The sequence below is a fragment of the Rhizobium sp. 9140 genome (assembly GCF_900067135.1).
Lineage (GTDB): Bacteria > Pseudomonadota > Alphaproteobacteria > Rhizobiales > Rhizobiaceae > Ferranicluibacter.
Genome location: NZ_FJUR01000001.1, coordinates 1,895,664 through 1,912,564, shown reverse-complemented (window position 1 = coordinate 1,912,564; position 16,901 = coordinate 1,895,664). Strand labels below are relative to the sequence as shown.

Below are 16,901 nucleotides of genomic sequence, written 5' to 3'. Positions count from 1 at the left end.
AGACGACACCGACATGCAGTGCGTCAACCTGACAACCATCTGCTTCCAACCAAGTCCTTGATGGTGGTCGAAAGCGATGGATCAGGGCGCTGTTTTGAGACGAGCATTGCGGCGAAAAACAGGACCGGAGCGCGGCGACCGGACAATATCGTCCGTTACCCGCCACGGGTCTGCGATCACGTCTGCGCGAGGGCCTCAGGCGTAACGCTGGATGACCAGCGTGGCATTGGTGCCGCCGAAACCGAAGGAGTTCGACAGCGCCACATCGATCGTCTTCTTGCGCGCCGTATGCGGAACGAGATCGATGGCCGTCTCGACGGAGGGGTTGTCCAGATTGAGCGTCGGCGGCGCGATATTATCGCGAATGGCGAGTGCGCAGAAGATCGCCTCGACGGAGCCGGCAGCCCCCAGCAGGTGCCCGATCGCCGACTTGGTCGAGGACATGGAGATGCCGGATGCACTGTCGCCGACGACCCGCTCGACGGCGCCAAGCTCGATCGTGTCGGCCATGGTCGAGGTGCCGTGTGCATTGATGTAGTCGATATCGGAGGGCTGCAAGCCCGCGCGCTTCAGCGCCATCTTCATACAGCGATAGGCGCCGTCGCCGTCCTCGGAGGGCGCGGTGATGTGGAACGCATCGCCGGAGAGACCGTAGCCGACGATCTCGGCATAGATCTTCGCGCCCCGCGCCTTGGCATGCTCGAGTTCTTCCAGAACGACGATGCCGGCACCCTCACCCATGACGAAGCCGTCACGGTCCTTGTCATAAGGGCGCGAGGCCTTGGTCGGATCGTCGTTGTGCTGGGTCGAGAGCGCCTTGCAGGCGGCAAAGCCGGCCAGCGCGATGCGGGAGATCGGTGATTCCGTGCCGCCGGCAACCATGACGTCGGCATCGCCGAGTGCGATCAGCCGCGCGGCATCGCCAATGGCGTGCGCGCCGGTCGAACAGGCGGTCACAACGGAGTGATTGGGACCGCGCAGCTTGTGGCGAATCGATACCTGGCCCGAGGCGAGGTTGATCAGGCGACCGGGAATGAAGAAAGGCGAAACGCGGCGCGGGCCTTTGTCGCGTAGCGTGTAGCCGCCCTCGACGATGCCTTCGAGACCACCGATGCCGGAGCCGATCATCACGCCGGTGGCGATCTGGTCGTCGTCTGTCTTGGGATGCCAGTCCGCGTCGTTCAGCGCCATATCGGCCGCAGCCATGGCGTAGATGATGAAGGGATCGACCTTGCGCTGCTCTTTCGGCTCCATCCAGTCATCGGCGTTGAACGTGCCGTTGGAACCATCGCCGAAAGGAATGCGGCAGGCGATCTTGGCCGGGAGATCCGAAACGTCGAACTCGGTTACGGTGCGGGCGGCGTTGTCGCCGGCGATCAGTCTCGCCCAGCTGGCTTCCGTTCCGCAACCCAGCGGCGATACCATGCCGGTACCGGTGATAACGACACGTCTCATGAACCGCGATCCATCCTCGTAAGGTCTCGATATGCTCCGGCGCGAATGGTCGCTGCCGGCCGACGGAGCCGGTCCCGCGGCGGGACCTCGTCGCGTCTGCCCCGATGGCTGCAGCCACATTTCGGGCCGCCCGAGGGCTCTTCCAGGTCCGGATGAACAGACCGGTCTCCTGGCAGGACCAGAACCGGCGTCACCGGGATGAGCGGGCGGGCTGCTTTCGCGCCCGCCGCACCCGTTCGTTCAGACGAGGCGATTAAGCCTGGGCCTTCTCGATGAACTTGACGGCGTCGCCAACGGTCAGGATCGAATCGGCAGCGTCGTCCGGAATTTCAACGCCGAATTCTTCTTCGAAGGCCATGACCAGTTCGACCGTGTCGAGCGAGTCCGCGCCGAGATCGTCGATGAAGCTTGCGCCTTCAGTTACCTTTTCGGCATCGACGCCAAGATGATCAATGACAATTTTCTTTACGCGTTCTGCGATGTCGCTCATGTCGGATTCCTCGACCTTCGTTTTCTCTTTATCAGGGACGCCCGAGAGCGTTCCCTTGCCAAAGCCTGTTAAACCACTGCGGTTCAACCGGCAATCTTTCAAACCGGAGAGCCCGGCTTTCAAACCGGGAGGGCTCGGACGGGCTCCAGCGAGCCGGCATCCGCGTCTTCTCCGTGATCCGTTCGGACCGTCCGGCGAAGGGCGAAAGCCCCGCGCCGTCCAGACCACTACGGCCCGATTAACACGGTTTAACGGCCGCGCAAAGTCCGAATTTGGGGCGGCAACCCTTGCTCAACAAGCATTTAGGACCGATCCTGCCGCTTGCGAACAGCCTCCCCGTACCCGACTCAGATCATCGCCATGCCGCCATTGACGTGGATCGTCTGGCCCGTGACGTAGGCCGCCTCGTTGGAGGCGAGATAGGCGACTGCGCTGGCCACCTCCGCACCGGTACCCATGCGCTTCATGGGGATGGCGCCCATGATCGCGTCTTTCTGCTTGTCGTTCAGCTTGCCGGTCATCGCGCTTTCGATGAAACCCGGCGCGACGCAGTTGACCGTCACGTTGCGGGTCGCGATTTCCTGTGCGAGCGATTTCGAAAAGCCGATCATGCCGGCCTTGGCGGCGCAGTAGTTGGCCTGCCCGGGATTGCCGGTGACGCCGACGATGGAGGTGATGTTGATGATGCGGCCATGGCGGCGGCGCATCATAGGATGGGTCAACTCTCGGGTCAGCCGGAACACGGCGGTCAGATTGACTTCCAGCACGGCGTCCCAGTCGGCATCGCTCATGCGGACGAACAGGCCGTCCTTGGTGATACCGGCATTGTTGACGAGAATATCGACGCCGCCGAGTTCGCTTTCCGCCTTCTCTCCCAGCGCCTTAACAGCATCCCGATCCGACAGGTTGGCCGGGAACAGGTGCACGCGCTCGCCGAGCGCATTGCCAAGTTCTTCGAGCTTTTCGACGCGCGTGCCGTGCAGACCGACGGTCGCGCCCTGCGCGTGCAGGATACGGGCAATCTCTTCACCGATGCCGCCGGAGGCGCCGGTCACCAAGGCTTTACGGCCTGTCAGGTCGAGCATGATCATCTTCCTTTATCTTCAGTTCCCGAGGCGACCGTCCAGCCGCAGTTCGAGATCAATTGCCCGCAACCGCGAGCGTTTACAGCACGGCCGCGAGAACGGCTTCAATATCGGCCGGCGAATTGACTGCGAGCCCCGTGACGGATTTGTCGATGCGACGGGCAAGCCCGGTCAGGACCTTGCCGGAGCCGACCTCGTAAAGCGTCGTGACTCCGTTTGCACCGAACCACTCCACGGTTTCGCGCCAGCGCACCTGCCCCGTTACCTGCTCGACCAAGAGATCGACGATCTCGTCAGCCGAGGTGACGGGAGCGGCACGCACGTTGGCTATCAATGGCACGACAGGATCGTGGCGTTCCACGGTTGCCAGCGCCTGCCGCATGGCATCCGCCGCAGGCGCCATCAGAGCAGAATGAAACGGCGCGGATACAGGCAGAATGATGGCACGCTTCGCACCGTTCTCGCTGGCCTGCTTTGCGGCCTTTTCCACGGCTTGCCGGTCGCCGGAAATCACGATCTGCCCGCCGCCATTGTCGTTGGCGATCTGGCACGGGCCGATCTCCAACATGTCGGCACAGAGTGCCTGGACGGCGTCATGATCGAGCCCGATGATCGCAGCCATCGCGCCCTCGCCCACAGGCACAGCCGCCTGCATGGCATTGCCGCGAATCCGCAGCAGGCGTGCGGTATCGGCAAGTGAAAAGGTGCCGGCAGCACAGAGAGCCGAATATTCGCCGAGAGAGTGACCGGCAACGAACTGGACGTGTTTGGCAAGATCGAGCCCGCGAGCTTCCAGAACCCTGACGGCAGCGACCGAGACGGCCATCAGCGCCGGCTGGGCATTGGCCGTCAGCGTCAGCCGATCTTCCGGGCCGTTCCACATGACATCCGAAAGCTTCTCGCCCAGAGCATCATCGACCTCGGCGAAAACGGCCGACGCTTCGGGAAAAGCCTCCGCGAGATCGCGCCCCATGCCAACCGCCTGGCTGCCCTGTCCCGGAAACGTAAATGCGATCGCCATGACGAACCTCCTGAATTTTTGGCTTCTCCATTCACATTAAGGGCGGGCGAGTCAAGGAGATAGGGGAAATGGCGGCGGGCAAGCACGACCTCGTGAAGGCTCCGCGAGGCCCCGATGCGTCTCCCGAAGCGCTTGACCTTGTGCCGATGCCGATTATGTTGCGTCGCAGCAGGGCGCCAGCCTCTTTCGCGGATCACCCTCTTTCGTGGATCACCCTTCTTCATGGATCACCCCTCTTCATAGATCACAAGGGGCCGGGTCTCCGGTCTCGTTCGACAAGGTCATTCCTTCATGCAGTACAAACAACTCGGCCGCACCGGCATCGAGGTCTCCACCATTTGCCTGGGGACCATGACGTGGGGATCGCAGAACACGCAGGACGAGGCTTTCGCCCAGCTCGACGCCTCTGTCGAAGCCGGGGTGAACTTCATCGATACGGCGGAACTCTACCCGACGACGCCGCTGTCGGAAGCGACCTATGGCGGCACCGAACGGATCATCGGGAACTGGATGGCGGAGCGCGGCAACCGCGACCGGATCGTGCTCGCGACCAAGATCGCCGGATCGGGCCGCAATTACATTCGCGGCGGCGGCCCTATGACGGCCGACGGCATCGTGACGGCGCTCGACGCCAGCCTTGAGCGATTGCAGACCGACCATGTCGACCTCTACCAGCTGCACTGGCCGAACCGGGGACATTATCACTTCCGCAACGCCTGGAGCTACGATCCGAGCAAGCAGGACACCGACAAGGTGGTCGAGGATCTCGGCGCGCTGCTGCATGCGCTGGATGCACAGGTGAAGGCCGGGAAGATCCGGGCGATCGGCGTGTCAAACGATACGGTGTGGGGCACGCAAAAGCTGATCGATCTCGCCGAGCGCCACGGCCTGCCGCGCGTCGCCTCCGTGCAGAACGAGTACAACCTTCTCTATCGTCCGCACGATCTCGATTTTGCCGAGCTGTCGCATCACGAATCGGTCGGGCTTCTCGCATATTCGCCGCTTGCTGCCGGGCTGCTGTCCGGCAAATATATCGGCGGATCGCGGCCGGATGGCAGTCGCCTGTCGATCAACGGCGATCTCGGCGGTCGGTTTACACCGCATCAGGAGCCGGCGGTCGAGGCCTATGTGGCGCTTGCCCGCGACCACGGGATCGACCCGTCTCAGCTGGCGCTCGCCTTCGTGCTCTCGCGCCCCTTCACGACATCCGCCATCATCGGCGCGACGACGATGGAGCAGCTGAAGATCAATCTTGGTGCCGCCGATCTGGCGCTGACACCGGAACTGGTCAACGGCATTCGCCGGATCCACCGCCTCTATCCGATGCCGATCTGATCGGCATATCGCGCTCTCGATACGGGTGTTTCGCGCTCCGGGTCTTGCAATCCCGGAGAATCCGCGTATAAGCCGCCCTGTTCGAAACACCCGGTCAATCTGGCTGGTGGCTGAACGGAGGGCCGGCGCTCTTGTAGTGCCTGTCGGGATCCTGAAGGGGTCCAGCCTCCCGTGTCTCCGCTCTCGACCGTCTCGAAACAACACTTTCTTGCCGATGCCTCGCGCGTCTTTAAGAACAGTCGTTGAGGCTTAGCGCCGTTGCCGGGTGACGTTAAACGCAAGAAAGGTAAGCCAATCATGGCTCTCTATGAACATGTGTTCCTGGCCCGCCAGGACGTGTCCGCACAGCAGGTCGAAGCCCTCGTCGAACAGTACAAGGGTGTGATCGAAGCCAATGGCGGCAAGGTCGGCCGGGTGGAAAACTGGGGCCTCAAGTCCCTCACCTACCGTATCGCCAAGAACCGCAAGGCTCACTACGTCCTCATGGATATCGATGCTCCGGCACCGGCCGTCCACGAAGTCGAGCGCCAGATGCGCATCAACGAAGACGTTCTTCGTTACATGACCATCGCTGTCGAAAAGCATGAAGACGGCCCGTCCGCCATGATGCAGAAGCGTGACCGCGACGACCGTCCCCGCCGTGATGGCGATCGTCCGGACCGTGGCTTCGGCGACCGTCCGCGCCGTGATGGTGACCGCGAAGATCGTCCGCGCCGTCCGCGCGAAGACCGCGTTTAAGTTCGAAGGGATTATAGACAATGGCTGATATCTCCTCCGCTCCGGCACGCCGCCCCTTCCATCGCCGCCGCAAGACGTGCCCCTTCTCGGGCGCAAACGCTCCGCGGATCGACTACAAGGACGTACGCCTCCTGCAGCGCTACATTTCCGAGCGTGGCAAGATCGTACCGTCGCGCATCACCGCCGTCTCCCAGAAGAAGCAGCGCGAACTGGCCCAGGCCATCAAGCGCGCCCGCTTCCTCGGCCTCCTGCCTTACGTTCTTTCGTAAGTCAGGCTCTGATTGACGAAGGCGGCCGGTCTCGATCGGCCGCGTTCTCCCTTCCGCGATGGGCGCGGATCGGAACGATCGTTTTCGAGCGATCAAACCCATGTTGGGGACGGGTATCGACCCTCCTCTAACTGCCGAAGAGCAGGACAGCGAAACGTGACAGCCATCGACAGGACATCGTTGCTCACCGGCATTCTGGCCGGCGTTACCGCCGCGTTCCTGTCATTCGGCGCAACCACGCCTTCCTCCCTCGCTATTGTTCTCTATGCCGCCTCCGCACTGCCGATCCTGATCGCAGGGCTTGGCTGGGGCAATGTCGCGGCCATCGTCGCGGTCGTCGTTGCAGGTTTCCTTGCGGCTATCGCCGTCTCTCCCTATTTCGCCCTGCTCATCCTCGTCGTCACGCTCATCCCCGCCGCATGGCTGTCGCATCTGGCAAACCTTGCGCGGCCGGCCAGCGAGATCGGCGGACCTGACGATGCGATGGCATGGTATCCGCTCTCGGATATCCTGACCCATCTGGCCGGGCTCGTTGCCGGAGGCATGCTGATCATCGGCGTCGTGCTCGGCTACAGCACGGAAACGGCGGCCGGCATGGTCGATATCGTTATTGAAGCGCTGAAGAGCCAGGAGCCGACCTACAATCCTGATCCCGCCGCTCTCGCGCAGATCAAGGCGGTGTTCAGCGTCGCGCTTCCGATGGTTCAGGGCGCGCTCTGGGTGCTGATGCTGTTTGCAGCCTATTACACCGCAACACGGATCGTGCAGATCTCCGGTCGCAGCCTGCGTCCCCGCGAGGATATCCCCTCGACGTTGCGGATGCATCGCTTCGCCATCTTCGCCTTTCTCGGCGGGCTGGTACTGACATTTGCCGGCGGCTCCGTGGGTGCCGTGGGCGCCCTCGTCTGCGGCACGTTCGGCGCCGGCTTCCTGCTTTCGGGCTTTGCCGTCTTCCATTTTCGGACCCGGGGCAAGTCCTGGCGGCTGCCGGTCCTTTGGCTCGGCTACCTCTCGGTGCTGCTGTTCACCATTCCCGCTTTCTTCTTCCTCCTGTCCGGCCTCATGGATACACGCCGAGCGATCGCGCTGTCTCCCGCCCAGAAAACACCTGGGCAGAAGCCGACGGGAAAGACGCCTGAATAACCATTCCAGACAACCGATACCTGAAAGGACAATACAATGGATGTCATTCTTCTCGAACGCGTCGCCAAGCTCGGCCAGATGGGCGAAACGGTCAAGGTCAAGGACGGCTTTGCCCGTAACTACCTGCTGCCGCTCGGCAAGGCGCTGCGCGCCAACGCTGCCAACAAGGCCCGTTTCGAGAGCGAGCGCGCAACGCTCGAAGCCCGTAACCTCGAGCGCAAGTCGGAAGCCCAGACGGTCGCCGAACAGCTCGACGGCAAGAGCTTCAACGTCGTTCGCTCCGCCGGCGAAACCGGCCAGCTCTACGGTTCTGTCGCGGCGCGCGACGTTGCCGAAGTGCTTGCCGCCGAAGGCTTCAACGTCGGCCGTAACCAGGTCGATCTGAACAACCCGATCAAGTCGATCGGTCTGCATCCGGTGAAGATCCACCTGCATGCCGAAGTCGAAATCACGGTCACGATGAACGTTGCCCGTTCGGCCGATGAAGCCGAGCGCCAGGCCAAGGGCGAAAACCTCAACTCTGCCGACGCTATCTACGGCGTCGACGAAGATGCCCTGCGTCCGGAAGACTTCTTCAACCCGGAAGCAGAATTCGACAACGACGAAGAATAAGCCGTCGCGATCGATTGACGACAAAGGCCCCGGAGCGTTCGCCGCTCCGGGGCCTTTGTCGTTTCAGCCATGCCGTCTCATACGGCTTCCGGTTCATCAATGCCAGGTTCTGGTGTCGGGCAACCCTTCGCCCTCTCCGGCGTCACGCTCGGGCTTGTCCCGGGCATGACGGCAGCGGACTGGCGTCGCTCGACACCGGAACGCTGCCATCGGCAAGCAAGCAACCGGAAGCCGTATCATACCCTCATTCGGCGTCGGCGATCTTCGCGTCGGGATCGAGCGACTTGTCGATGCGCACGACGACCGACAGGCCCGGTGCGAGCCGTTCGGCGGCGGGCTGGTCCGGGTCGATGGAGATGCGGACGCCGACGCGCTGGGCGATCTTGGTAAAATTGCCGGTGGCGTTGTCGGGGCGGATGACGCTGAACTCGGAGCCGGTCGCCGGCGAGAAGCGCTGCACGTGGCCGGTCAGCTTCTGGTGCTCCAGCGCATCCACCGTGAAGGTGACGGGCTGGCCGACCTTCATGCCGTCGAGCTGCGTTTCCTTGTAGTTGGCGACCACCCACAATTCACCCGGCACCACCGACATTAGCTGCGTGCCGGCCGTCACATACTGCCCCAAGCGCACGCCGACTTCGCCCAGATGCCCGTCGCGCGGCGCGCGGATCGCGGTATTGGCGAGATCGATCTCCGCAAGCTCGACGGATGCCTCTGCGCCGGCCACGGCTGCCTGCAAGGAACCGCGATTGACGATGATGGTGGCGAGCGACTGGCGGTCGACCTCGACCGCGGCCTCGGCCTGCGCTTCCGCTGCCTTGGCCTGCTCGAACGTCGCCTGCGCCGATTCGACTTCGCTGGTGGACGCGACGCTGCGGGCCGCAAGCTGGTTCACGCGCTCGGAAGCGAGTTCCGCCCTGCGCAACGCTGCCTTCGCACCGAGAACCTGCGCCTCGCTGGAGGCGATGCTGGCCTTGGCTGAGGCTTCCTGCTGGCGCGAATTGTCGAGGGCCGCCTTCTGCCCGGCGAGCGTAGCGCGGGCCTGCGCCACCTTCTGCTGGTAGATCCGCTCGTCGATGCGGGCGAGCACGTCGCCCTCCTTCACCGCCTGATAGTCGCGAACGGGAACCTCCACCACATAGCCCGCGACCTGCGGGCTCATGATGGTGACGTAGCCCTTCACATAGGCGTTGTCTGTGGTTTCCACCGAGGTAACGAAAGGCGGCAGCCGCCAGGCATAGAGCACGAGCAAGACGCCGATGACGCCGGCAAGAAGGACGAGGATGGTAATGGGAGAGCGGGTGAGCTTGGACATGGCGGACTCTGCTTGAAGACGGCTTCAATGAAAGAATGGTGGCATCAGGCGGGAACGGCTGCCGGGTCGGGGGATGCGACCAGCCGGCGCCAGATCAGGTGGCCGACAAGAATGGCCAGCGAGATCGCGCAGCCGATGAAGATGACGAAGAAGGCATCGTTATAGGCGAGCACATAGGCCTCGCGGCTGACCTGCTGCGTCAGGAGCTGCAGACCCTCGGCATTCAGCAGCGTCTTGTCGGTGATGACCTTGCCGTAGGACCCGGCAAGCTGCGTCACGCGATTGGCAACCAGCGGGTCGGACAGCATGATCTGCTCCGCCAGAAGGTTGGAGTGGAATTTCTCGCGGATGGTGACGAAGGTGCCAAGCGCGGCCGAAGCCATCAGGCTGCCGAGGCTCTGGGTGAACAGAAAGATCACGATGAAATTGACCACGTAGATCGGCCCCTTGGCGAGCGCCGCGCCGAAGCCCGTCGTCATCACCGGCGGCAGAAACATCGCGGCCCCCGCTGCCACCAGCGCCTGGCTCAGATACATCTGCTCCGGGCGCGTGAGGTTGGTCGACTGGCTGTCGAGCCACGCGCCGGCGCCGATGAGGACCAGCGCGATGACATGGGCGAGATCGAGCTGTTTCTTCACCATGAGGAAGGTGCAGAACAGCCCGGCCGCGACCGAAGCGACGAGGACGATCGCGTAGAGCTTCATTGTCTGATCGTTCTGCAGGCCGATCTGCTGGTAGAAGCCGGACACGGTCGCCGTCTGCTCCGACGAGACGGTGCGAAACAGGATGAGGACGCCGGCCATGTGGATATTCGGCCAGGAGAAGATCCAACGCAGGTCGAGCATCGGCTGTGACCGGTTGATCTCGATGGCGACGAAGAGCGAGAGCAGTCCGATGGCAGAGGCAAGCAGGACGCCGAGCCAGGGCGCCTCGAACCACCAGTAGAAGCGCCCGAGCGACAGAATGATGGCGAGACAGCCGAAGCCGCCGGCAAGGATCAGATAGCTGAAGATGTCGAGCGTCTGGATGACTTTCGCGCGCGGCGGCGCGGTGAGCGGCAGCAGGTAGATGAAGGGCAGCGCGATCAGCGCCAGCGCCACCTCGAACGTATAGAGCGCACGCCAGCCGCCATACTGCATGAGGGCGGGCGATATGATGCGGGCGAGCGGCGCGGACAGCAGCGTGTTCATGACCGCGAGGCTGAGGCCCATGGACAGCTTCTTCGCCGGCGGAAAGGCCTCCAGCATGTAGAGAATGCCGATGGTGGACAAAGGCGCGGCCGCGACGCCGTTGACGAAACGGATGATCAGCGCCGAATGCAGATCCGACACGAAGAGATTGGCGAAGGCGGCGAAGACGAAGCAGAGAATGCCAAGCTCGGCGAAGCGGCGCAGGCCATATTGCGTGCGGATCTTGAAGAGCGCCACCGACAGGCTGGCATAGGGCGCCATATAGGCCGCCGACAGCCAGGCGAGTTCGTTGACGGTCGCCGAGAACGCACCCTGCAACTGGTAGAGATTGGCATTGAGCAGGTTCATACCAAGGCCCTGCGTCAGGAACATCAGCACGGACGTGAACATGTAGAGCGAGGCGCGCCCGCGCGAGATATGCACGGCCGGCTGCGGCACGGTTGCCGGCTGGGTGGGTGCCTGTTGGGTGGGTGCCGGTCGGGTGGATGCCTGTTGAGTGGATACCGGAGTGCTCTCCATGGCATCGGGCTCGGGAGCCGTCCGGTTCTCCGGCACGGGCGTGATGCTGTCGGTCACGAGACACTCTCCTGCCCGATCTGGATCATGTTGCCTGCCATGGCCGTCATCACCGCCAGCGCGGTTTCCTTGTCCTTCAAGCTGACGCCGGAGAGAAGGTCCGCGCGGATGCCGCAGGCGATGACCTCGATCTCCTCTGCCAGCGCGCGCCCCATCGGCGTCATGTGGATCTGCTTGGCCCGCCGGTCGGATTTTTCCACGCGGCGCTCGATGAAGCCCTGCGTCTCCATGCCGTCCAGAAGGCGCACGATCGTCGGCGTCTCGATCGCCAGTTCCTCGGCAAGCTCGCGCTGGTTCAACCCATCACGGCGCGACAGCACGAAGAGCGCGCGCGCCCGCGACAGCGTCAGCCCACGCTCCCTGACTTTGGCATCGAAAACGGCGCGGAGCTTCCGGTTCACGGATTGCAAGGCGTCGAACAAGGCGCGATTTGCCAGCTCGTTCAACTGCTACTCTTTCCATACTAGTAGTGTGCTAACTATGTGTGGCCAAAGTAATACAGAAAGACGCCGGTTTCAAGCCGTCGTCATGGCCGTCCACTGCGTTTCATGCGGTCCACGTTTGGCGTATCCTTCCGAAACGATTCGCTGCCGTGACACGTCCGGTGGTCGGTCAAGCAGAGATGGCGCAGGTGGAGCCGATTTCCACCGCACCCGCCCTGAGGCTGTGGAGACCGGTGACAGGCCGTCCCCGCACCCCCGCCCGGCAACTGTGCCGCTTGACTCGGTGCCACTGTCAGCCAATCACAGGACCTCAAGCGGCCAAGACGAGAGATGATGATGAATGAAGCAGCGCGCAGAGTGGCGGCTATGAGCCAGCAGCCGATGGAACCCCAGTACCGGGAAGCTCCGAGCAATATCGAGGCGGAACAGGCCCTGCTTGGCGCGATCCTCGTGAACAACGATGCCTTCTACCGCGTCTCGGACTTCCTGAAGCCTGTGCATCTGCACGAACCGCTGCACCGCAAGATCTACGAAGTCGCCGGCGACATTATCCGCATGGGCAAGACAGCCCATCCCGTGACCGTGAAGACCTTCCTTGCGCCCGACCAGAAGGTCGGCGACATGACGATCTCGCAATATCTGGCGCAGCTTGCCGCCAATGCCGTGACGATCATCAATGCCGAGGACTACGGCCGCGCGATCTACGACCTCGCGCTACGCCGCTCGCTCATCACCATCGGCGAGGACATGGTCAACATCGCCTTCGACGCGCCGCTGGACATGCCGCCGCAAGGACAGATCGAGGACGCCGAGCGCCGCCTGTTCGAACTGGCCGAAACCGGGCGCTACGATGGCGGCTTTCAGGCGTTCAACGACGCGGTGGCGCTGGCCATCGACATGGCGGGCCAGGCCTTCGAGCGCGACGGCCACCTGTCGGGTATCTCCACCGGCATTCACTCGCTCGACGGCAAGATGGGGGGCCTGCAGCGCTCGGACTTGATCGTGCTCGCGGGACGCCCCGGCATGGGCAAGACGTCGCTCGCCACCAACATCGCCTATAACATCGCCGCCTCCTACGAGCCGGAGATCCAGGCGGACGGTTCCTACAAGGCCAAGAACGGCGGCGTCGTCGGGTTCTATTCGCTCGAAATGTCGTCCGAACAGCTGGCGACCCGTATCATTTCCGAGCAGACCGAAGTCTCCTCCTCCAAGATCCGCCGCGGCGAAATCACCGAGCACGACTTCGAGAAGCTGGTCGCCTGCGCCCAGATGATGCAGAAGGTGCCGCTCTACATCGACCAGACCGGTGGTATTTCGATCGCCCAGTTGTCCGCCCGGGCACGCCGCCTGAAGCGCCAGCGGGGCCTCGACTGCCTCGTGGTGGACTATATCCAGCTGATGACCGGCGCCGGCAAATCCGGCGAGAACCGCGTGCAGGAAATCACCCAGATCACGACGGGCCTGAAGGCGCTCGGCAAGGAGCTGAACGTTCCGATCATCGCGCTGTCCCAGCTCTCGCGTGCGGTGGAAAGCCGAGAGGACAAGCGCCCGCAGCTTTCCGACCTTCGCGAATCCGGCTCGATCGAACAGGACGCCGACGTGGTGCTCTTCGTGTTCCGCGAGGAATACTACGTGAAGAACATGGAACCGCGCGACGAGTTCGACCCGAAATACGAGGAATGGAAGCAGACCTTCGAGAAGGTGAAAGGCACCGCCGACGTCATCATCGCCAAGCAGCGCCACGGACCGACCGGCACGGTGAAGCTCGCCTTCCAGTCCGAATACACCCGCTTCACCGACCTCGCCGACCCCTCGTTCACGCAGTACGAGGAGCACTGATCGCGGCGAGTGAACTGCGCGATCTCGCCGAGACGAGCGAGCCTTCCTGAGGCTCGTTCTTTGGAAACTTCTGGGGGCACCATGGACGACGTCTTTTCCGCCGCGGCGAACCGCCTGACCATCGACCTCCAGGCGCTGGCCGACAACTGGCGCCAGATGAAGGCGCGCTCCGGTAAGGCGCGCGCGGCAGCGGTGCTGAAGGCGGATGCCTATGGGATCGGGATCGAAGCGGCGGCGGAGACGCTTTACCGGGCTGGAGCGCGCGATTTCTTCGTGGCGAATGCCGAAGAGGGTGTCGATCTTCGTCCGCTGGTGCCCGAGGGCCGCATCTATGTGCTCGCCGGTCTCTGGCCCGGCATCGAGCCTCTGTTCTTCGAAAACGGGCTGGTGCCCGTCATCAACTCCGAGGAGCAGCTCGCCTTCTTCATGGCGGCTCTATCCGAGCATGGTGATCATCCATGCGTGCTGCATGTGGACACCGGCATGAACCGGCTCGGCCTTTCCATGGAGGAGGCGATGGCGCTTGCCGCCGACCCGGCACGCCCGGCAAGCTTCTCGCCGATGCTGGTCATGAGCCACCTCGCCTGCGCCGACGACCCCACGCATCCGCTGAACGCCCGGCAGTTGTCGGCCTTCCGCGCGGTCAGCGCCGCATACGAGGGCGTCGAGGCGAGCCTTGCCAATTCCGCAGGCGTGCATCTCGGACCCGACTATCATTTCGACCTGACCCGCCCCGGCATCGCCACCTATGGCGGCGAGGCTGTCGGCGGCATGGCCAACCCGATGACGCCGGTCGTGACGGCGGAGGCGCGGGTCATCCAGGTGCGGTCCGTCGAAAAAGGCGGCTCGGCGAGCTACGGCGCCACAGCCGCCTTTGCCCGCGACAGCCGCATCGCCATCGCCTCGGTCGGCTATGCCGATGGCTACCACCGCTCGGTATCCGGCAGCGGTGTCGCGCTGCGGCAGGCCGCACCGTCCGGCGCGTACGGCTTCCTGCATGGCCGCCGGGTTCCCCATGTCGGCCGCGTCACCATGGACCTCAGCCTGTTCGACGTGACCGACCTGCCGGAAAATGCCGTCCGTGCAGGTGATTACATCGAACTCTTCGGGCGCAACATCGCGCTCGACGACGTGGCACGCGCCGGCGGCACCATCGGCTACGAACTGCTGACGAGCCTCGGCCACCGCTACGACCGGGCCTATCGCGAGGCCGACGAGGAAGTTTGACGCGGCATCTTGGAAAGCCGCGGGAGATGCGCTAGAAGAGAACAAAAGGAGATCAGCATGACTGACATCCATTTGAGCGACGAAGACCGCGCCTTCATCGAAGGGCAGCTGAAAACCGGTGCCTACCGCACCGCAGACGATGTGATTCGCGCCGGACTTCAGGTTCTGCGCGAGGAGGACGAGGCGTTGCGGCGCCTGATCAAGGTCGGCGAGGACGATTTGAAGGCGGGGCGTTACGTAACGTTCGAGAAGGCCGGCGACCTGAAGAAACATATCCTCGCACTCGCACGGGAACGACAAGATGTTCGCTCGGCGCCTGAACATGAGCCGTCGGGCACTGAGAGACTTGGCGGACGCGTTTGACTACATTGCGGAAGAGAACGCCGTCGCAGCCGACGCCTTCGTAACCGACATTACGAATCACATCGAAGGGATGGCAGGCCTCGGCCTGATTGGCACAAGCCGTCCTTTCGTTGCCGGCCTCAGGTGTTTCGTCTATCGCGAGCGCTGTATCTATTTTTTCGTTACCGAAACGGAACTGAACATCGCGCGCGTCCTCCACGGCCGCCGGGCAATCTCCGCATCCACCTTTATCGAAAGCGATACCGACTGAATGGCCAAGGCCAGAACGAATTTCATCTGCCAGAATTGCGGCACCGTCACCTCCCGCTGGGTGGGAAAGTGCGAGGGCTGCGGACAGTGGAACACCATCGTCGAGGAAGATCCGCTGGGCGGCATCGGCGGCGGGCCGGGCAAGACGCCGAAGAAGGGGCGCCCCGTGGCGCTGACCACGTTGTCCGGCGAAACCGAAGATGCGCCGCGCATCACGACCGGCATCTCGGAGTTCGACCGGGCGCTTGGCGGCGGCTTCGTACGCGGCTCGGCCGTGCTGATCGGCGGTGATCCCGGTATCGGCAAATCCACGGTGCTGATGCAGGCGGCGGCAGCTCTTTCGCGCAACGGCCATCGTATCATCTACGTCTCGGGCGAAGAGGCCGTGGCGCAGGTGCGGCTGCGGGCGCAGCGGCTCGGCGCTGCGGATACCGACGTGCTGCTCGCCGCCGAAACCAATGTCGAGGACATCCTGGCAACGGTGGCGGAGGGCAAGCGGCCCGATCTCTTCATCGTCGATTCCATCCAAACGCTCTGGAGCGATGTGGTCGATTCGGCACCTGGCACGGTCACGCAGGTGCGCACCGGCGTGCAGGCGATGATCCGGTTTGCCAAGCAGACCGGCGCAACCGTCGTCCTCGTCGGCCATGTGACCAAGGAAGGGCAGATCGCAGGCCCGCGCGTGGTCGAGCACATGGTCGATGCCGTGCTCTATTTCGAGGGCGACCGGGGGCATCACTACCGCATCCTGCGCACGGTCAAGAACCGTTTCGGGCCGACCGACGAGATCGGCGTGTTCGAAATGTCCGACAAGGGCCTGCGCGAGGTCACCAATCCGTCGGAGCTTTTCCTAGGCGAGCGCAACGCGAAATCGCCGGGTGCCGCCGTCTTCGCCGGCATGGAGGGTACGCGGCCGGTGCTGGTGGAAGTGCAGGCACTGGTGGCGCCGACCTCGCTCGGAACGCCGCGCCGTGCCGTCGTCGGATGGGATTCGGCGCGGCTGTCGATGATTCTTGCCGTGCTGGAAGCGCATTGCAGCGTGCGGCTCGGACAACACGACGTCTATCTCAACGTGGCCGGAGGATACCGTATCGCGGAACCGGCAGCCGACCTTGCCGTCGCTTCCGCACTGGTTTCCTCGCTTGCCGGTCTTGCCCTTCCCACCGATTGCGTTTATTTCGGCGAAATCAGCCTGTCCGGGGCCATCCGGCCGGTTGCGCATACGGCCCAGCGTCTGAAGGAATCCGAGAAACTCGGCTTCTCGCAAGCTGTCCTGCCGTCCGCCTCCCCCGACTTGCCCAAGGGCTCGGGCATGGTGTTGGGCGAGATGGAAAGCCTGCCGGATCTGGTCGCGCGCATCGCCGGTTCCAAGGGTGCGCTGCGCCAGACGGATGAGGACGATTGATCGGACGGCGGGAAACCGCAAGACGGCCACTCGGCCATTCCCGCGGAACTCGGGCCAAAGCATATCGGGACACGGCCGCCGTTTCGGTATACATGCTCCGTCCGGTTCCGACAGGGATCGAAACCGGGCTCACGTGCGGTGACTGCAAA

Annotated in this window: 17 protein-coding genes; 10 read left to right on the top strand and 7 right to left on the bottom strand. The window is 63.4% G+C overall.

Features of this window, described 5'->3' with window-relative positions:
* Positions 1 to 195 precede the first annotated feature (195 nt).
* The 4 genes from fabF to fabD all read right to left on the bottom strand — a co-directional run bounded on the left by fabF (position 196) and on the right by fabD (position 4,051).
* Complete coding sequence (gene fabF, locus GA0004734_RS08945) at positions 196 to 1,455, bottom strand: beta-ketoacyl-ACP synthase II (protein WP_092933045.1); 1,260 nt, start codon at positions 1,453 to 1,455, stop codon at positions 196 to 198.
* Positions 1,456 to 1,708: 253 nt separating this feature from the next.
* Positions 1,709 to 1,945: an acyl carrier protein gene (locus GA0004734_RS08940; RefSeq protein WP_062468856.1), complete on the bottom strand. Its 237-nt coding sequence runs from the start codon at positions 1,943 to 1,945 to the stop codon at positions 1,709 to 1,711.
* Between the two features lie 347 nt (positions 1,946 to 2,292).
* The gene (gene fabG, locus GA0004734_RS08935; protein ID WP_062594962.1) at positions 2,293 to 3,030 is read right to left on the bottom strand and encodes a 3-oxoacyl-[acyl-carrier-protein] reductase; all 738 of its coding nucleotides are present in this window, start codon (positions 3,028 to 3,030) and stop codon (positions 2,293 to 2,295) included.
* Positions 3,031 to 3,109: 79 nt separating this feature from the next.
* On the bottom strand, positions 3,110 to 4,051 hold the full coding sequence (gene fabD, locus GA0004734_RS08930; protein WP_092933044.1) for an ACP S-malonyltransferase: 942 nt from the start codon (positions 4,049 to 4,051) through the stop codon (positions 3,110 to 3,112).
* A 291-nt stretch (positions 4,052 to 4,342) separates the two neighbouring features.
* Between fabD and GA0004734_RS08925 the strand changes: the two genes are divergently transcribed.
* From GA0004734_RS08925 to rplI, 5 genes are all read left to right on the top strand, one after another.
* On the top strand, positions 4,343 to 5,386 hold the full coding sequence (locus GA0004734_RS08925) for an aldo/keto reductase (protein ID WP_092933042.1): 1,044 nt from the start codon (positions 4,343 to 4,345) through the stop codon (positions 5,384 to 5,386).
* Between the two features lie 297 nt (positions 5,387 to 5,683).
* A complete protein-coding gene (gene rpsF / locus GA0004734_RS08920) occupies positions 5,684 to 6,124 on the top strand; it encodes a 30S ribosomal protein S6 (protein ID WP_092933040.1) in 441 nt (146 codons plus the stop codon).
* 20 nt (positions 6,125 to 6,144) lie between these two features.
* Positions 6,145 to 6,393, top strand: a complete 249-nt coding sequence (gene rpsR, locus GA0004734_RS08915; RefSeq protein WP_062468866.1) for a 30S ribosomal protein S18 — start codon at positions 6,145 to 6,147, stop codon at positions 6,391 to 6,393.
* Positions 6,394 to 6,549: 156 nt separating this feature from the next.
* A complete protein-coding gene (locus tag GA0004734_RS08910) occupies positions 6,550 to 7,536 on the top strand; it encodes a DUF2232 domain-containing protein (RefSeq protein ID WP_092933038.1) in 987 nt (328 codons plus the stop codon).
* A gap of 36 nt (positions 7,537 to 7,572) precedes the next feature.
* The gene (gene rplI, locus GA0004734_RS08905; RefSeq protein WP_092933036.1) at positions 7,573 to 8,148 is read left to right on the top strand and encodes a 50S ribosomal protein L9; all 576 of its coding nucleotides are present in this window, start codon (positions 7,573 to 7,575) and stop codon (positions 8,146 to 8,148) included.
* 244 nt (positions 8,149 to 8,392) lie between these two features.
* On the opposite strand, the gene GA0004734_RS08900 is transcribed toward rplI, so the two are convergent.
* From GA0004734_RS08900 to GA0004734_RS08890, 3 genes are all read right to left on the bottom strand, one after another.
* The gene (locus GA0004734_RS08900; protein WP_092933034.1) at positions 8,393 to 9,460 is read right to left on the bottom strand and encodes an HlyD family secretion protein; all 1,068 of its coding nucleotides are present in this window, start codon (positions 9,458 to 9,460) and stop codon (positions 8,393 to 8,395) included.
* 44 nt (positions 9,461 to 9,504) lie between these two features.
* Complete coding sequence (locus tag GA0004734_RS08895) at positions 9,505 to 11,040, bottom strand: MFS transporter (RefSeq protein ID WP_245292496.1); 1,536 nt, start codon at positions 11,038 to 11,040, stop codon at positions 9,505 to 9,507.
* A gap of 182 nt (positions 11,041 to 11,222) precedes the next feature.
* Complete coding sequence (locus GA0004734_RS08890) at positions 11,223 to 11,672, bottom strand: MarR family winged helix-turn-helix transcriptional regulator (RefSeq protein ID WP_092933032.1); 450 nt, start codon at positions 11,670 to 11,672, stop codon at positions 11,223 to 11,225.
* A gap of 333 nt (positions 11,673 to 12,005) precedes the next feature.
* Between GA0004734_RS08890 and GA0004734_RS08885 the strand changes: the two genes are divergently transcribed.
* The 5 genes from GA0004734_RS08885 to radA all read left to right on the top strand — a co-directional run bounded on the left by GA0004734_RS08885 (position 12,006) and on the right by radA (position 16,752).
* A complete protein-coding gene (locus GA0004734_RS08885) occupies positions 12,006 to 13,508 on the top strand; it encodes a replicative DNA helicase (RefSeq protein WP_062594835.1) in 1,503 nt (500 codons plus the stop codon).
* An 81-nt stretch (positions 13,509 to 13,589) separates the two neighbouring features.
* Entirely contained in the window at positions 13,590 to 14,735 is a 1,146-nt protein-coding gene (gene alr / locus GA0004734_RS08880; RefSeq protein WP_092933030.1) for an alanine racemase, read from the top strand.
* Positions 14,736 to 14,792: 57 nt separating this feature from the next.
* Positions 14,793 to 15,098, top strand: a complete 306-nt coding sequence (locus GA0004734_RS08875; protein WP_092933028.1) for a type II toxin-antitoxin system ParD family antitoxin — start codon at positions 14,793 to 14,795, stop codon at positions 15,096 to 15,098.
* Positions 15,082 to 15,348 (top strand): type II toxin-antitoxin system RelE/ParE family toxin, encoded by a 267-nt coding sequence (locus GA0004734_RS08870; protein ID WP_175386284.1) that lies wholly within the window; start codon positions 15,082 to 15,084, stop codon positions 15,346 to 15,348. The genes GA0004734_RS08875 and GA0004734_RS08870 overlap by 17 nt, the downstream gene beginning before the upstream one ends.
* Entirely contained in the window at positions 15,349 to 16,752 is a 1,404-nt protein-coding gene (gene radA, locus GA0004734_RS08865; protein ID WP_092933024.1) for a DNA repair protein RadA, read from the top strand.
* The last annotated feature ends 149 nt before the right edge of the window (positions 16,753 to 16,901 follow it).

What these genes read in the sequence shown, in the direction of transcription:
- fabF (WP_092933045.1), bottom strand. Translation starts at nt 1,455, where the DNA reads ATGAGACGTGTCGTTATCACCGGTACCGGCATGGTATCGCCGCTGGGT.
- GA0004734_RS08940 (WP_062468856.1), bottom strand. Translation starts at nt 1,945, where the DNA reads ATGAGCGACATCGCAGAACGCGTAAAGAAAATTGTCATTGATCATCTT.
- fabG (WP_062594962.1), bottom strand. Translation starts at nt 3,030, where the DNA reads ATGCTCGACCTGACAGGCCGTAAAGCCTTGGTGACCGGCGCCTCCGGC.
- fabD (WP_092933044.1), bottom strand. Translation starts at nt 4,051, where the DNA reads ATGGCGATCGCATTTACGTTTCCGGGACAGGGCAGCCAGGCGGTTGGC.
- GA0004734_RS08925 (WP_092933042.1), top strand. Translation starts at nt 4,343, where the DNA reads ATGCAGTACAAACAACTCGGCCGCACCGGCATCGAGGTCTCCACCATT.
- rpsF (WP_092933040.1), top strand. Translation starts at nt 5,684, where the DNA reads ATGGCTCTCTATGAACATGTGTTCCTGGCCCGCCAGGACGTGTCCGCA.
- rpsR (WP_062468866.1), top strand. Translation starts at nt 6,145, where the DNA reads ATGGCTGATATCTCCTCCGCTCCGGCACGCCGCCCCTTCCATCGCCGC.
- rplI (WP_092933036.1), top strand. Translation starts at nt 7,573, where the DNA reads ATGGATGTCATTCTTCTCGAACGCGTCGCCAAGCTCGGCCAGATGGGC.
- GA0004734_RS08900 (WP_092933034.1), bottom strand. Translation starts at nt 9,460, where the DNA reads ATGTCCAAGCTCACCCGCTCTCCCATTACCATCCTCGTCCTTCTTGCC.
- GA0004734_RS08895 (WP_245292496.1), bottom strand. Translation starts at nt 11,040, where the DNA reads ATGTTCACGTCCGTGCTGATGTTCCTGACGCAGGGCCTTGGTATGAAC.
- GA0004734_RS08885 (WP_062594835.1), top strand. Translation starts at nt 12,006, where the DNA reads ATGAATGAAGCAGCGCGCAGAGTGGCGGCTATGAGCCAGCAGCCGATG.
- alr (WP_092933030.1), top strand. Translation starts at nt 13,590, where the DNA reads ATGGACGACGTCTTTTCCGCCGCGGCGAACCGCCTGACCATCGACCTC.
- GA0004734_RS08875 (WP_092933028.1), top strand. Translation starts at nt 14,793, where the DNA reads ATGACTGACATCCATTTGAGCGACGAAGACCGCGCCTTCATCGAAGGG.
- radA (WP_092933024.1), top strand. Translation starts at nt 15,349, where the DNA reads ATGGCCAAGGCCAGAACGAATTTCATCTGCCAGAATTGCGGCACCGTC.